Origin of the sequence: Micromonospora sp. C41 (assembly GCF_018070485.1) — a bacterium.
Taxonomy (GTDB): domain Bacteria; phylum Actinomycetota; class Actinomycetes; order Mycobacteriales; family Micromonosporaceae; genus Micromonospora; species Micromonospora chalcea.
On the sequence record NZ_JAGPXP010000003.1, the window covers coordinates 159,880 to 175,229 of the forward strand.

At 70.2% G+C, this 15,350-nt stretch carries 5 protein-coding genes and 1 pseudogene; 2 read left to right on the forward strand and 4 right to left on the reverse strand.

All coding sequences use genetic code 11. The annotated features are described in order from the left end of the window. Positions 1–189: 189 nt before the first annotated feature. From KBX43_RS04755 to KBX43_RS04770, 4 genes are all read right to left on the reverse strand, one after another. Positions 190–1,254 (reverse strand): hypothetical protein, encoded by a 1,065-nt coding sequence (locus KBX43_RS04755; RefSeq protein WP_210883407.1) that lies wholly within the window; start codon positions 1,252–1,254, stop codon positions 190–192. Between the two features lie 292 nt (positions 1,255–1,546). Further along, positions 1,547–1,879 carry a hypothetical protein gene (locus KBX43_RS04760; protein WP_158559959.1) on the reverse strand — a complete coding sequence of 111 codons (333 nt, stop codon included), beginning with the start codon at positions 1,877–1,879 and terminating at the stop codon, positions 1,547–1,549. 32 nt (positions 1,880–1,911) lie between these two features. After that, positions 1,912–12,723, reverse strand: coding sequence for a LamG-like jellyroll fold domain-containing protein (locus tag KBX43_RS04765; protein WP_210883409.1), 10,812 nt, complete (start codon positions 12,721–12,723; stop codon positions 1,912–1,914). 79 nt (positions 12,724–12,802) lie between these two features. Then, positions 12,803–13,306, reverse strand: coding sequence for a hypothetical protein (locus KBX43_RS04770; protein WP_210883413.1), 504 nt, complete (start codon positions 13,304–13,306; stop codon positions 12,803–12,805). Between the two features lie 243 nt (positions 13,307–13,549). Here KBX43_RS04770 and KBX43_RS04775 point away from each other — a divergent pair, with 243 nt between their 5' ends. Beyond that, a complete protein-coding gene (locus tag KBX43_RS04775; RefSeq protein WP_069088764.1) occupies positions 13,550–13,909 on the forward strand; it encodes a YraN family protein in 360 nt (119 codons plus the stop codon). 1 nt (position 13,910) lies between these two features. Then, positions 13,911–15,341: pseudogene (locus tag KBX43_RS04780) on the forward strand (YifB family Mg chelatase-like AAA ATPase); the annotation flags it as partial. Positions 15,342–15,350: the final 9 nt, after the last annotated feature.

Sequence of the window (15,350 nt, forward strand, 5' to 3'; positions counted from 1 at the left end):
GGGCACGCGAGGTCGACCGCACGAGGCGGTCGCCAGTCGACCAGTGTACGCGCCCTGTCCGCCGCACGGCCCTCGGGTGCGGGAGGCCGGCTCGATCGATTCGGGCCTTGATCGACTCCGTTACGGCGAAGTGGCGGTGTCAACCTGTCGGTGACACCGCCACTTCGGGGTGGATGGGCGTTTCCCCGCTCAGCCCGCCGCGAGGGCTGCGGCGAGGAAGAGGACCAGCCCGACCGTCAGGTACGCCGTCGGCGGGCGCAGCCAGCCCCGGCTGCCGTCGGCGAGCGCCAGCCCGCCGGTACGCAGCCCGTACAGGCCGGTGCCGAAGATCGGCAGTCCGACGGTCAGGAACATGCCCACCACCACGTGCGACGTCGACACCGGGTCGCCGAACAGGCCGTGCAGCAACACCCGTACCGCCGGCACCTCCAGCACCAGCACCATCACCGCCAGCAGCACCGCGAGCGCCGGACGCCGGGTCCGGTAGACGCCGTCACCGGGCGGCGGACCGTCCGGCCGGGGCATGAGTGCCGGCATCGGGCCGGTCGGCATCTCCAGCGGATTCGGGGTCGCCGCCGGCTCGGCCGGACCGGCCGGGCGCTCACCGATCCGCAGCGGAGTCGCCTCGCCGGGGTTGAGCCGCGCCGCGGCCGACGGGTCCGTCCCACCGGTCACCGGCGGCTCGGCCGACCGGCCGGTGTCCACGATCGGGTAGCCGCCGAGCGGCCCCGGACCGGCCTGGCCGGCAGCGCCGCCGAGGGCCAGCGCGTTGCCGCCACCGCGCGGATCGGCGTTGTGAGCGGCCAGGCCGTACGGGTCGCCGCCGGTACGGGACGCGCCGTCGGAGGCCGGGGCGCCGAGCGGGCTCGCCGGCACCGCGCTCAGCGGGTTGCCGTGCGCGGCGGTGCCGAGCGCGTCCACACCGCTGCGGGACACCGCGGCGAGCGAATCGTCCGCGGACTCGCGGGCTGCCCGCCGGCCGGCCCGCGTCCCGGGTAGCTCACCGGAGACCTCCGGGTCGTCGGGCCGCTGCGACCGCCAACTGCTCGTGTCGTCCACCAGCGGGTCGGCGGCGGAGTACCGGCCCGGCTCGGCGTACCGGCTCTCACCGGCCCGCTGCTCCGGCATGCGGTAGTCGTCGTCGCGGTAGCGGGGCTCACCCGCGGCGCGCCAGTCCGACTCGTATCCGCGGTCGCCCCATCGCGACCCCTGCTCATCCTCGGGATAGCTCCGTCGTCCGTCCACGACCGGCACGGTATGCGACCGGCTCCAGCCGCGCCATTCGGGTCACCCGGGGATCGGCCCAGGTCAGCGCCTACGCCGCCAGAAGGCCCACCCAGCGTCCGTTGCGGATCAAGCAACAGACTCAGGAGCAGCCCGTAAGGCTCGAACACGAGCCGTCATCGAATCGACACGAACACCGCTCACACGTGGTCGCGCCGACCGTCCTCAACGAGTCGTGAGACCTGACAGGGCTCGACCTTCCGAGCGAACCCAAGGAGCGGGGTAACCCGCCCAAAGGATGAAGGCGGCGATCGGACAGTCTTTATTCAACAACATATTCGCTGAGACTGGGTTCCACCCACGCCGCATACCCAAGGATCGGGCGCTGCTTGAGTTCACCCTCCGAATCATCGATCAAGTCTCGGCGCACCCGCAGGCCATAATGGACAGAATACTTGATTCCTTCGATAAAGACAGATCCACACTCAGTGGAGCCGCGAGGATCGCGATAGCTTGATTCAGCTAACTCCCACCCCGCCTTACGAATCTTGTCCAGCACAACTTCAAACGCTCTCTCGCTGCCACCGATACCGGGCAGAACCCCTCCAACCCGGGCCAGAATCTCTACCGGATCTACACGGCTCTCGTTAGTCATATCCCGCCTCCGAACAGTTGTTCTGGCGCAGTCTATCTGGTGCTCTGCCACACTCGGACTTCACCTTCATGCTCCCAGAAGTACGTAAAGGTTGCGCCGGCATCCTCCGCTGCACGATTCATCGCGCCTTGACAACTCGAACACGGCGCCCTCGTACCCTGGATCACCACATGCCCATCCAGCGGCACTGGCTTCTCCATGAAGAACTCATCATCACGAATAACCCGCAAACCGTAACTCGGAACACCACCAGACATTCTCGCCACGCGGTTTTCGGTATGACTCAGCGTCTCCCCGCCTCGACCAATGGCCGCCTCCGACGGCCGCTGCGCGCCACTACGTATTGAGTAATCGTGGACGACTTTTCCCTTAGAATCCGTTACGGTCACGTCCGCCCAGTGAGTTGTAGGCGAAACGGGGCAAGAATTCAGTGCACCTAGATCAACGTTGTGTACGAGAACCGGCTCGTCGTCGGCGAGCACGTAGTACGTGTGGATGTCCGCGACCGTCAGGTCGCGCATCTCCTCGTCGCCGGCGAAGTTGTCGACCGCGACGACGGTGACCTCGCGTCCAGGTCCACCGCCACCCATGCCCGCGCCGGTACCGTCACCCTCCAGCCGCTTGTCGTCGTGGACGAGCAGCCGGTGGCCCACGGCGAGCTTGGCGGCGTCCACCCACGCGCTGTCGGTAGCGTCCCAGAACGGATGGTGCTGCGTGGTCTTCAGCACCGTTGTCTTGCCGGCGCTGTCCTTGACGGTGACGTCGGTGAGGTCGCGGTCCCGGTTCTGGTGCAGGGCGGTGACCGGCTTCGCCGCCGTCTGTCCGGCCTCCGGATCGGTCGCCGCGACCTTGTCCCCGAGGGCGACGTCCTTGATCGCCTTGCTGGACCCGTCTGCCATCAGCACCCGGGTCTCCGGGTCGAAGCTGTGCCTGGTGCGGCAGCCCGGCGACCCACCGGACGAGGAGGCCCGCTCCTCGGTGCTCGAGCGCGGCCGGGCGGCCGGGTTCGGTCCGCCCGCGCCGTGCAGGTCATTGCCGCGGCCCAGCGACGGCAACTTCCCGCCGAGACCCGGGGCGCGGCTGGCCCCGCCGGCGAGCATCTTGCTCGCGCCGCCGGTGAACTTGCTGATGCCGGCCGACAGCGCGCCGTCCAGGCCGCCCTCGATCATGGTCCCGGCCAGGCCGCTCCAGGAGAACTCCTCGTCACCCCGGGCGACGTCGACCATGTAGCCGGCGCCGGAGGACATGGCCCCGGCGACCGCGCCGGCCAGGATCAGGCAGCCGACCCCGGTGGCGCAGAGCGCGCCGACCGCGACCGTGGCCGCGACCGCCACCGCTGCCGTGGCGACGAACTTCCACGGGTCCTTCTTGATCGCCGCCACCGTGGACTTCACGCTCGCCACGGCGCGTTTCACCGTTTTCTTGGCAGCCTCCCGCACACATTTGGAGGTGCCCTTCTTCAAACATTTCTTCGTGGCGTTGTAGGCGTCGGCGACCTTCTGGACCTTCTTCTTCGCCCAGCGTTTGGTCGAGTCCCAGGCGACCTTTCCGGCCTTCTTGATTTTCTTCTGGACCTTCTTGGCGCCCTTCTTGACGTCCTTCCACGCCTTGCCGGAAGCGACGTAGTGGTAGGTGTTCACCGTCGCGCGGTACGTGCTGACGGCTGCCTTGTAGCTGTAGTTGACGACCTGTTGCGCGGCCGCGACCGGGCGGGTCACCACGTTGACCACGGACTTCCAACTCGGCAGGCCCCAGTGACCCGTCGGGTCGGTGGTGGTCAGCGGGTTCCCGTCGCCGTACTGGAAGCGGTTGGCGGCCACGGAGTCCGGGACCGGGTCGTTGGCCGCGGTGTCCCGGGTGTCGAACTGTCCGGTCGCCGGGTTGTACCAGCGGGCCAGCATGTTGACCCGGCCCGTGGCCGAGTCGGTCCACTCGGACTGGTAGCCGAGGTTGCCGAGCAGCCCGGAGCCGGCGACGACAGTACCCAGGGGGTCGTAGGTCCGGGAGCCGCTCAGCGCCGTGCCCGTGGCGGTGAACTGCCCCACCACGTCGTCGTGCTGGTCGGTCCAGGTGTAGACGGAGTTCGCGCCGTTGCCGGCACCGGTGGCCAGCAACTCGCCGTTCGTCCCGCGGGTGTAGGTGGTCCCGGAGTCCTGGGCCAGGTCGTTGCCGAGGCCGCTGTAGCGGAATCCGGGCTGGATCGCCCGGCCCTGCGCGTCGTAGGTGTAGGTGCTGGTCCCGGTCGCGGACTGCTGCGACAGCACCTGTCCGTACGCGTCCGCGACGGTGGTGAGGACGCCGCCGCCGGATGACGTCTGCCGGAGGGTGCCCCGCGCGGTGTAGGCGTACGTCGCGCCGTCGCTGGCCGTCGCCAGTTGGTTGCGGGCGTCGTACGTGAAGGTCCGGGAACCGGCCTGGGTCCGGTTGCCGGCGCCGTCGTAGGCGTACCCGATGGTGGTGCTGCCGTTGTTCCAGGACGTCAGCCGGTCGGCCAGGTCGTAGGTGTAGGTGTTCGAACCCGACCCGGCGAAGCCGGTGGTCACCTTCGACGTCTCGTTGCCGTTGTTGTCGTAGCCGTACGTGATGGAGGCCAGCGTCGTGGTGCCCGCTGCGTTCTTGAGCGTGTCGGTCTTCAGCCGTTGCAGGTAGTCGTAGCCCAGCGTCCGCACGTTGCCGGACCCGTAGGTCATGGTGGCGATCTGCGACATGGCGTTGTAGCCGACCGTCAGGTTGACGCCCGTCGTGGTGTTGGCGGCGGTCCGCAGCCGGCCCGCGCCGTCGTAGCCGAACGTGGTGGCGCCGGCCGCGTCGCTGCGCGAGGTGACGTTGCCGTCGCGGTTGTACGCGTACGAGACGTTGTCCTGCGGGCCGGTGATGGACAGCGGGAGGCCGCGGTCGTCGTACGTGATGGTGTTGGTGCCGGCGGGAACCGACAGCGACGTGATCCGGCCCGCGTCGTCGTAGCCGAAGCTGCGGCTCGCGGTGGCCGCCTCGGCGCCGGTACCGGTCTGACCGGTCAGCCGGCCGAGGTCGTCGTAGTCGTTGTGCACCCGCACGCCGCCCGGCGCAAGCTGGTCGGTCACCCGGCCGGCCGCGTCGTAGACCAGGCTGAAGGTGCGGTCGGCCGCGTCCGGGAACGCCGGGGTGGCCGGCTCGATCTGGGACTCCGGCTTGCCCCACGAGTTGTACGTGGTCCAGAACGCCAGTGCCCGGCCGTTTGTGAACCTGGTGCGGTTGCCGGCCGCGTCGTAGCCGAACGAGGTCTGGATCGACGTGGTGGGCGTGGTCGGCTGGTTCTCGCCGGTCATCCGCCCCATCGCGTCGTACGTGAACGTGGTCGTGGTGGTGCGGGCGTCGGTGGCCGAGGTGAGGTTGCCGTTGTCGTCGTAGCCCGCCGACTGGGTGGTGAGCACCGCGTTGGCCGGGTCGAGCCGCTGCACCCGGGTCTGCCGGCCCGCCGCGTCGTACGTGACGACCTGCTTGCTGGAGTCCGGGTTGGTGGTCTTGACGACCTGGCCGAGGCCGTCGTACTCCAGCAGCGTGACGTTGTTCGCGCCGTCCTTGACGCTGATCGTCTCACCGGCGGAGTTGTAGCCGTACGAGGTGACGACGCCCTCGGGGGTGGTGGTCTTCTGCAGCCAGGGACCGGTGCCGTACGCGCCGGTGCCGTAGTCGTTGACGCTGGTGTTGGTGGCCGGGGCGGGTTGGCGGACCACCTCGCTGCTGGTCAGCGTGCGACCGAGCATGTCGTAGGTGGCGGTGGTCTTCGCGCCCGTCGCGTCGACCGATTCGAGCAGGTCACCGACCTTGTCGTATAGGGCGGTCGCGGAGCGGCCGGTCGGCCCGGTCACCTTCGTGACGTTGCCGAACATGTCGTACTCGAAGGCGGTGGTCTTGTCGAGCGGGTCGGTGCTGGCGATGACCTGGCCCAGCTTGTCGTAGGTCGTCACGGTGCGGGCGCCCACGATCGGCGCGCCGCCGCCGGGCGGCGTGTAGTCGGGCAGGATCATCTGGTGCGGGCGGCCCAGCGCGTCGACCCGGCTCTGGGTGACGTTGCCGAGCGGGTCCTGCACCTCGACCTGCTCGCCGAAGGTGTTGTAGCCGATCCGGCTCACCGGGCGGGAGTTGACCGTCTCGGCGCCGTACGACTCCGTGGTGACGGTGGGCGCGACGGTCTGGACGGCCTGGTCCGCCTCGTCGTAGTCGTAGTTGGTGACGTTGTTGAGCGGGTCCTTGACCGCGGTGGTGAGACCGCGCTTGTCGACCGTGTTGACGGTGGTCATCTCGTTGGTCCACAGCGCCGCCGCGGTCCGGCCGTTGCCGCCGTTGTAGAGGGTGGACACCTCGGCGGTCGACAACGCCCGCTGGTACGCCTGCACGTTGTCGACCGAACCGACGAAGGTGCTGCCGCCGGTGCTCCAGGAGTTGCCACCGATGGTCATTCCGGTGGCCGAGGCGAACGGGGTGGGATTGGTGACCGAGGTGCCGGCGACGTTGTTGACGTACAGCGACATCCGCTTGGTCGGGGCGTCGAACACCGCCACCATGTGCACCCAGGTGTTCGCGGCGACAGCGGTCGCCGACGTCGCCGAATAGGTGGTCGACGGCGAGGCGACGTCGGTGGCCGGAGCGCTGAACGCCCACTTCGCGAGGCTGCTGTTGTACTGGAGGGAGAACGCGGCGTTCTTGGTGCCGCCCTGCCCGAGCGCGGTCTGCGTGGCGGTCAGGTTCCCGGCCCGGACCCAGGCCGACACCGAGTACGAGGCGGTGGTGTCGAGCACCTTGTTCGGGGTCTGCATGTATCCGGCGGTGGTGAACGTCGCCACGCCACCGCTCGTGGTCACGTCGGATGCGCGGAACTCCATGTCGTTGTGCGACGGGGAGGAGTCGTAGCTGATGAACGGGCGCAGGGCGAGGAAGCCCGCGTTGTCGTTGTAGCTGGTCTCGTCGAGCTTCCACCAGCCCGCCGGTCCGCTGTCGGCGCTGCGGCCCACGCTGCTCGACGTGGGCCGGCCCATCGGGTCGTAGCCGGTGCGGGTGGTGCTCAGCACCGTGCGCTTCGCACCCGACATGGTGCGCGTCGCCGTGACGCGGTCGTCGCCGTCGTAGGCGTACGTGCTGATCCGGTCGACGCCGTCCGGGCTGACCGTCGACGAGACCACCCGGCTGGCCGGGTCGTAGAGGTAACTGGTGGTGGTGGCGCCGTTGTTCTCCTTCTTGACGGCGAGGTTGCCGGCCTCGTCGTAGGTGTTCTCCTCCAACACCTGAGTAGTGGTGCCGTCCGTGCGGCTGACCTTCTTCAGCTTGCCGTCGCTGTAGTAGTCGTACTTCGTGGTCCAGTTCATCGCGTCCGTCTCGGACGCCAGGTCGCCGTTGGCGTAGTAGGCGCGGGAAAGGATCTGCGTGGTGGTGCCGTCCTTGCCGGTCAGCGTGGCGGTGAGAACCTGGCCCTCGCCGTCGTACGTGGTGCGCAGCCGGCGCAGCACGTCACCGCTGGGGCACTGAGACGACGGGGCGGGGTTGCTGTCACAAATCGTCTCGGTGGTCTGGTTGCCGTAGGCGTCGTACTCCTGGAGCGTGACGACGCCGACCGGGTCGACCACCTTGACCAGCCGACCGCGCTCGTCGTAGCTGTTCGTCACGGTCCGGCTGGCGTCGCCGCCGGTGAGGTCCTGCTGGGTGCGGGTCAGCACGTTGCCGTCGGCGTCGAACGTGTCGACGGTGCGCAGCGTGTGCACCGCGCCGGTCACCCGGTTGGTCACCGCCGGCTCGGTGGACTCCGTCACCTGCCCGTCGGCGTCGTAGCGGAACGTGGTGACCAGCCCGGCCGGGTAGGCGTCCGAGATCACCTTGCGGCTCGTCGCACGCCCGAGACCGTCGTACGCGAACTCGGTGACCAGCCCCGCCGCATCCGTGATCTTGACGGCGTCGCCGGCGGCGTTGTACTCGGTCCGCTGGACCGACCCGGCGGCCGAGGTGGTGGTGAGCGGCAGTCCGGGCGGGGTGACGCCGCCGCCCACCGCGGGCGTGGTAGCCGTCGTGTACGTCATCGACACGGTACGACCGGCCGGGAAGTCGGCCACCGGCGGCGACACCATCGAGGTGCGGTTGCCGGCGGTGTCGTAGGTGAACTTCGTGCGGTAGCGCTCGTCCTTGTCGTTGCGCGAGCGCGGATCCCGGATGTCGGTGATCTGGTCGTTGCGCGCGTCCGGCGTGAGCTGGGTGGTGGTCGCGTCCGGCCAGTAGCTGTAGTAGGTGGTGTCGCACTCGCTGAGCCAGTCGTCGTGCGGTCGCGCGCAGGTGGTCGAGCGGATCGTGTTGCCCCGCACGTCCTTGCCCGACTCGGTGAGCTGGCCCAGCGGGTCGTACTCGATGGAGGCGAAGCCGCCCACGTCGTAGCCGTAGCTCGTGGTGTTGCCGAGCACGTCGGTCTCGGCGATCAGGCGGTTACCGTTTACCAGGTCGAAGTAGCGGCTGGAGACCTTGTTGCCCGGATCCGTCACGGAGACCTTGGAGACCGGGGTCAAGGTCGGGCCGGTGGTGTCAGCAGTCGGCGACCCGACCGCCTTCGACGCCTCGTAGTGCGCGTTGACCTGGGCGGCGGTGAGCAGCTTGTCGTAGAACGCGAACTCGGCGATCTCACCGGTGAAGTAACTCGTCGCGCCGGACGACCCCGGAAGCCCTGAGGTATAGCCGGCGCCGATGTAGGCCGGACGAAAGCCGCCCTGGTATCCCTCGTTCTTGGTCGCCACGAGCTTGTTGTCCAGGAAAAGCGCCTGCCCGTTGGGCCAGTGCTTGCCCAGCACGACGTGGTGCCACTTGCCGTCGTTGACCTTGGTGGTGCCCGAGGTCATCGTGATGGCGGCTCCGATTTGCTCCAGGCCGCCGCGCAGCACACCGTCCGAGCCGACGTACAAGGCGGGGATGTTCGACGATCCGGTGGGCGTGCTGTCGATGCTGTACAGCACGCCGCTCTTGGTGGTGCCCGCCGGGATCCGGAACCACATCTCCACCGACGCGGGGAACTCCACGGTTCCGACTGCGGTATCGCCGGTGCCGCTGAGGTACGACGAGGTGCCGTTGAACCTCGCGCCGAACCGGTCCGGGAACGGGCTCGTGGTGTTCGGCTGCGAGGTGTCGAACGTGACGTTGTGGTACTGCATCGAGCCGCCGACGACCTCGTTCACCGCCTGGGCCGGGGCGTCGATGTCACCGAGGCGGAAGTAGTCGCGCGGGCGGGTGCCGAGGACGGCGGAAACGTAGCCCTGGCTGGACGAGATGCCCTGCGGCACACCGATCTTCCAGGTGCCGCCGTTCTCGTCGGTGACCTGGCTGACCCGGCCGGAAACCGGGTCGTATGTGACCTGCGCCTGCACCCGGCCGGCCTCGCTGGTGATCTTCGACATCGAGGGGGCCGCGGTACGGCCGCTGTTCCACATCGCAGTCACGGTGCTCGCGGTCACCGCGGTGTTGAACATCGCCACCTCGGCGACCGACCCGTTGAAGAACGAGGCCGTACCCGTGGTGTTCGGCTGCGCGGGCCACGCGCCGCCGAGGAACCCGGCACCCACGTAGACGTTCGGCACACCGGTGAAGGCCATGTTGATGGCACCGGTCAGCGTGCCGGCGACGGCGCCGTCCAGGTACAGCGTCTGGCCGCCGCCGTTGCCGGCGAGCACCACGTGGTGCCAGCGGTCGTCGGTGACCACCGCCGCCGAGGCCATCGCCGACGCCGGGCTCACCAGGTACTCGCCGCGCAGCTTGCCGTCGGTACCGATGTACAGCGCCGGGACGTACGCCTTCGTCGTCGTGGCGCCCGGCGTGACCAGATCGTCGGAGTAGCCCAGCAGCACCCCGCCGGCCGTGCCGGTCTTGAACCAGAGGCTGACCGACTGGTACGACGCCTCGTTGATCGCCTTCTGCCGCAACTGCACGCTGGAGGTGGTGCCGTTGAACCCGGCCGCCGTCGCCGACGAACCCGCGAGCGGGCCCGGCGAGCCGAGGGTGACGTTCGTGTACGCGGCGTTGTCCGCGCCGTCGTTCGACAGCACCGTGCTCATCGCGCTGGTCGCGCCGGCCGGCTCGTTCAGCCTCCAGTACGAGTACGGCCCGGCGTTGAGCGTGGTCGCCTCGTACTGCGAGGAGGTGGTGTAGTCGTACCGGGTGCAGTCGGTTGTCGTGCCCGGCGGGCACACCGTCCTCAGCAGATCCTTGTCGTAGCTGTACTGCCAGGTCAGGCGAGTGGTCGCATCGCCGGCCGTCACCGGGTCGGAGGTCACCTGCGTGACGTGCGGATACCCCGCGTCGGCCGGGGTCGACCATCTGACCGCCAGCGTCCGACCGGACGAGACGGAGGTGAGCAGGTCGACCAGCCCGTTCGCGTCGTACCGCAGGGTCTCCGCGCGCCCGGAGGAGTCGGCGATCCGGGTCAGCCGGTAGACGCCACCACCGACCGAGCGGGTGAACTCGTACGCGGTGGCGTCCTTGTCGGTCAGCGAGTAGCCGCCGGTGATCGGCTTGAACACCGAGAATCGGCCGGACGGGGGAACGAAGACGCCGTCCGCGTTGCGCCCGAACGCGACCTCCTCACCGGAGGGATAGCGGACCGCGACGGTCTGCACCGCGCCGGAGGCGTCGGGTTGCTCCCGCACCTGCATGTCCAGCAGCGACGACCAGCCCTGACCGAACGCGCTGTCGGCCCGTACGTCGCGGCTGTTGTAGTCCCGCGTGATCGACAGCGCCGGACCGGCGGTGGCGACCTCGGCGTCGCTGTCCGAGATGGTGTAGTTGCCGGTGCTCGGCTCGAACCCCTTGCCGCCGTTCTGGCCGAGGTCCGCGCTGATCATCGGTTGCGGAACGGCCGTGGTGAACGCGTACGCCACGGGCGTGGCAGGTGCCGTGGAGGACCAGTCGTTCACCTGAACCGTGTACGTGTAGGTCTTGCCCCAGGACAGCGCGCCGGCGGGTACCTTCCACACCCCGCTCGTCACCCACCCGGAAGCGGCCACCTGCGTGCCGGCGGAGTCCTTCACCACGAACGTGTAGCGCAGCCCCTTGTTCGGCCAGGCATCCGAGTCGCGGCCGCTCGCGGCCAGCTCCGGGGTCAGCGTGGAGACCGTGTAGTTGTCCGCCGGGTACCGCACGTCGATCTGCGGCGCGACGTTGTCGGTGTAGGTGACGTCGATGAACGGCGTACAGGAGATCGTTCCGTACGTGGAGTGCGCGCAGTTCAACGGCGAGTTCGCCGAGGTGAACCGCTTCCAGGCCGTGGAGTCGGTCTCGCTGGCCTTGATCGCCAGCCCGTAGGTGCCGGCGCCGGTGACCCACTCGTTGACCTCGGCGGCGTTCAGCGGCACCGAGACCCACGTGCCCACGTTCCGGGTCTTGGCGGTGTTCCCGCAGGCAGCCGTGTTCGAGGGTGAGGCGTTGCCGATCGAGGCGGACAGGGTGGGGAACGTGCCGAACTTGACGGTGGAGGCGGCCCAGTTCTGCGTCACCCGGTAGACGTCGAACCGGCGGGCGACACAGCCGGTTCCGACGCCCTGGTAGCTCATGAAGACGTTCAGGTCGGCCGCGCTGAGCCTCTTGCCCGCGTAGGTGCTGCCGAAGGTGGAGAACGGCAGCAGGGCCCGCGCCTTGCCGGTGGCGGTGCCGTCGAAGGTGCCGGCGGCCACGTTGTCCTCGCCGGAGCGCTGGGTCTCCGTGACGTCGGACTGCACGTACGTGTCACCGGTCGCCGTCTTGATCGTGCCGGTGGACGGGTCGAGCAGCACCGGGAACTTCCGCTTCGGGTCGCGCAGCCACGCGCCGTCGATCGTGACCTTCAGCGCCTGCCCGGTGCCGTGCGGGACGAGGGTGTAGTGCACCGAGTGCGAGATCGCACCCGTGCCGGACGCGTCCACGGTCGCGTCCTCCAGGTAGCCGACCGGCATCCGGGCCGCCTCGGTGCCGTCCGCCCGGAGGAAAACCGCGTCGCCGTCGGTGTCGATACCGGCGGTCAACCCACGCAGGCGCAGCGGGTAGACGTACTCGGTGGGTGCCTTCGCCGAGTGCAGGACCAGCGTTTCCTTGACGTCGGTTCCGGTCACGGCCATCGTGACGTCCACGTCGGGCAACGCGCGTTCGTAGGTGAGTTCGTTGCCGTTCACCCGGGCGGTGGGCGCAACGGCGCCGGCCAGGTCGAAGCCGAGGCTGCGGTCGTCGTCGAGCCTCAGGTCGACCAGGGGTTGCCCGGGCTCACCGGCGGCGGCGAAGGTGACGCCGAGAGGATGCGCCTTGACGGTGAAGCGCCCGTCGGGCCGCCGGACGATCGCCGGGTCGATGGAGCGCCAGGTGCCGTCGGCGTCGCGCCAGTTGACCGGCCGCTGGTAGACGCGCCGGGTGACCGACCCGTCGGCGTTCTGGAAGACGTCCGATGTGGTGGTCGACGCCGCGGGCAACCGCTTGCTGGTACGGGGCTGGTAACCCTGCCGTCCGGGACCGGTCTGGCGCACCTGTCCGGCCGGCCGGTGGGGCTGGAAACGGGGCAGCTCCCCCTTGGCCCGCTCGCCGCTGGGCCGGGCGCGGTCGCGCGCCGCAGCGACGTAGTGCCCGCCGGGCGCCCGGCCCGCTCTCTGCTTCGGGGTGGGTGGTTCGGCGCCCCACGACGGACGCAGCGACAGCATGTCGGTGAGCCAACTGGTCGGCCATCCGTCTCCGGCGATCGGCGGCAGCGGCTCACGTGGTGCTGCGGTGAGCAGCGCCAGCGCCAGGATCAGCACTGTCGCGACTCGGCGCACGCCGCTTCGCACCGAGATCTGCCTGGCCGCCGTCGGGCGCAGGGCAGGATCGTATTGACCGCCCATGGCAGCCTCCCCCGTGGTAATCGAACCCAGCGGAAGCTTCCTGGACGTTTACTGAAAAAGCAATGGTCAATCTTGAAGATCATCGATCGGCGGCGGCGGAGGCCACCTGGCGCTCCACGCCCGCCGCCAGATCCTCGGCCGATTCGCCGGACACCGCCGGAACGGCCGGGTCCGGCGAAACGCCGACCACGAGGTACTGCACGTCGGGGAAGCGCTTGTGCCCCGCGACCAGGGCCGCGACCGGGGCTGCGCCCACCGCGACCACCATCCGGCAGCGCTGGACGCCGAGCGTGTTGAAGAAACCCTCGGCATTCTCCGGCGTCTGCTTTCCGACCACCGCCAAATGCTGGATCTTGATCGAGGTGGCCGACGACGCCCGTTGCATCCCCTGCCAGCTGGCCGCCGCCTCGGGCCCTGCCAGACCCCGGTCGTCGGTCAGCATGCAGGCCGTGAACGCCCGGTACTGCCGTTCCCGGGGCGGCGGGGCGGGCTCGGGCCAGAGCAGCCACGCAAGCGCCGCGACGGCCAACAGGCCCGCCGTCACCACCGCTACCAACCGCCACCGCCTGTCCACTGCGAACACCGCGAGACTCCCTCCGCCGTTGCCGGCTGCGACACCCGGCGGGAGCAAGATACGGCGCGCGGCCCCGGGCCGGGGCCCGGTCGCCCAGGAACAGGACCGCCGTATACCTGGCGGCAGCGGGTCGCAGACGCAGCCGTAGCACGTCGGGCGCATGATCGTGAGCCCGTCCACAGAACGGTCCTCGTCCACAGGCCGAATCCGCGCATCCCCTCCGCCGGACCCGCCGCACGCATCCTGGCCGGCATGACGAACCGGAACCGAGCCGTCGGCGCGTACGGCGAGCGGTGCGCGCTGCGGCACCTGATCGAGACGGGCCTGCGCCCGGTCGCCCGCAACTGGCGCTGCCCCGAGGGCGAGATCGACATCATCGCCTGGGAGGGCCCGGTCCTCGCCATCTGCGAGGTCAAGACCCGCCGCAGCGAGCAGTTCGGCTCCCCCGCCGAGGCCGTCGTCCCGGCCAAGGCCCGCCGGCTGCGCGGCCTGGCCGCCCGGTGGCTCGCCGAGACCGGCACCACCGCCGACGAGGTCCGCTTCGACGTGCTGTCCGTCCGGCTCCCGCTCACCGGCCCCGCCCGGGTCGAGCACCTGCGCGGCGCGTTCTGACATGGGGTACGCGAAAGTGCTGAGCGTGGGCCTGGCCGGAGTCGCCGGGCACCTCGTCGAGGTCGAGGCCGACCTCGCCCCCGGCCTGCCCGCCGTGATCATCTCCGGTCTGCCCGACACCGCGCTGCACGAAGCGCGCGACCGGGTCCGTGCCGCGATCGTCAACTCCGGCCAGAAATGGCCGAACCGGCGGATCACCCTCAACCTGCTGCCCGCCACCCTGCCCAAGTACGGCTCGGCGTTCGACCTGGCCATCGCGGTCGCCGTGCTCGCCGGCTCGGGTGAGCTGCCGCCCGTCGCCCTGGACGCCACTGTCGTGCTCGGCGAACTCGGCCTCGACGGCGCGGTGCGCCCGGTACGCGGCACGCTGCCCATGGTCGCCGCCGCAGCCCGCGCCGGGCACACCCGGGTCGTCGTACCCGCCGGCAACGCCGCCGAGGCGGCAGTCATCCCCGGCGTACGGGTGCACGCCGTCGACACGCTGCACCGGCTCGTCGCACACGTCCGCACCGGCGCGCCACTGCTCGCCCCGCCCGCTCCGGCCCCGGCCGAGACCCCACCCGGGCCGGATCTCGCCGACGTGGCCGGCCAGCCGCTCGGGCGGCGCGCGCTGGAGATCGCCGCCGCCGGCGGTCATCACCTTGCGCTGCTCGGCCCGCCCGGCGCCGGCAAGACCATGCTCGCCGAACGGCTGCCGTCGGTGCTGCCCGAGCTGGACGACGAGGCCGCCCTGGAGGTGACCGCGCTGCACTCGATCGCCGGCCTGCTGCCGCCCGGCGGCGGGCTGCTGCGCCGTCCTCCGTTCCAGGCGCCGCACCACACCGCCACGGTGCCCGCCCTCGTCGGTGGCGGCTCCGGGCTGGCCCGTCCCGGCGCGGTGTCGCTGGCCCACCGCGGGGTGCTGTTCCTCGACGAGGCGCCCGAGTTCGGCAAGGGCGCGCTGGAGGCGTTGCGGCAGCCGCTGGAGAGCGGCCGGGTACGTGTGGCGCGCACGCGCGGCGCGACCGAGTACCCGGCCCGCACGCAACTGGTGCTGGCCGCCAACCCATGCCCCTGCGCGAAGCCGTCCGGCGACGTCGACTGCGAGTGCACACCGCTGGCCCGGCGGCGCTACCTGGGCCGGTTGTCGGGGCCGCTGCTCGACCGGGTGGACGTGCAGGTCCGGCTGCAGGCGGTACGCGCGGCGGAACTGTTGCGGACCGACGCCGAGCACGAGTCCTCGGCCACCGTCGCCGCCCGGGTCGCCGCCGCACGACGAGCCGCCGCCGACCGCTGGGCGGCCACCGGGCACCGGGTCAACGCCGACGTCCCCGGCCCGTACCTGCGCCGTCCGCCGTGGCACCTGCCCGCCCGGGTCACGACGGACCTGCGGCACCGGCTCGACACCGGTTCGCTGTCCGCGCGCGGCTACGACCGCGTACTGCGGCTAGCAAGTATGCAA

Bases quoted from the DNA above. Each gene is read 5' to 3' on its own strand.
- KBX43_RS04765 (WP_210883409.1), bottom strand. From the start codon at position 12,723: ATGGGCGGTCAATACGATCCTGCCCTGCGCCCGACGGCGGCCAGGCAG.
- KBX43_RS04760 (WP_158559959.1), bottom strand. From the start codon at position 1,879: ATGACTAACGAGAGCCGTGTAGATCCGGTAGAGATTCTGGCCCGGGTT.
- KBX43_RS04775 (WP_069088764.1), top strand. From the start codon at position 13,550: ATGACGAACCGGAACCGAGCCGTCGGCGCGTACGGCGAGCGGTGCGCG.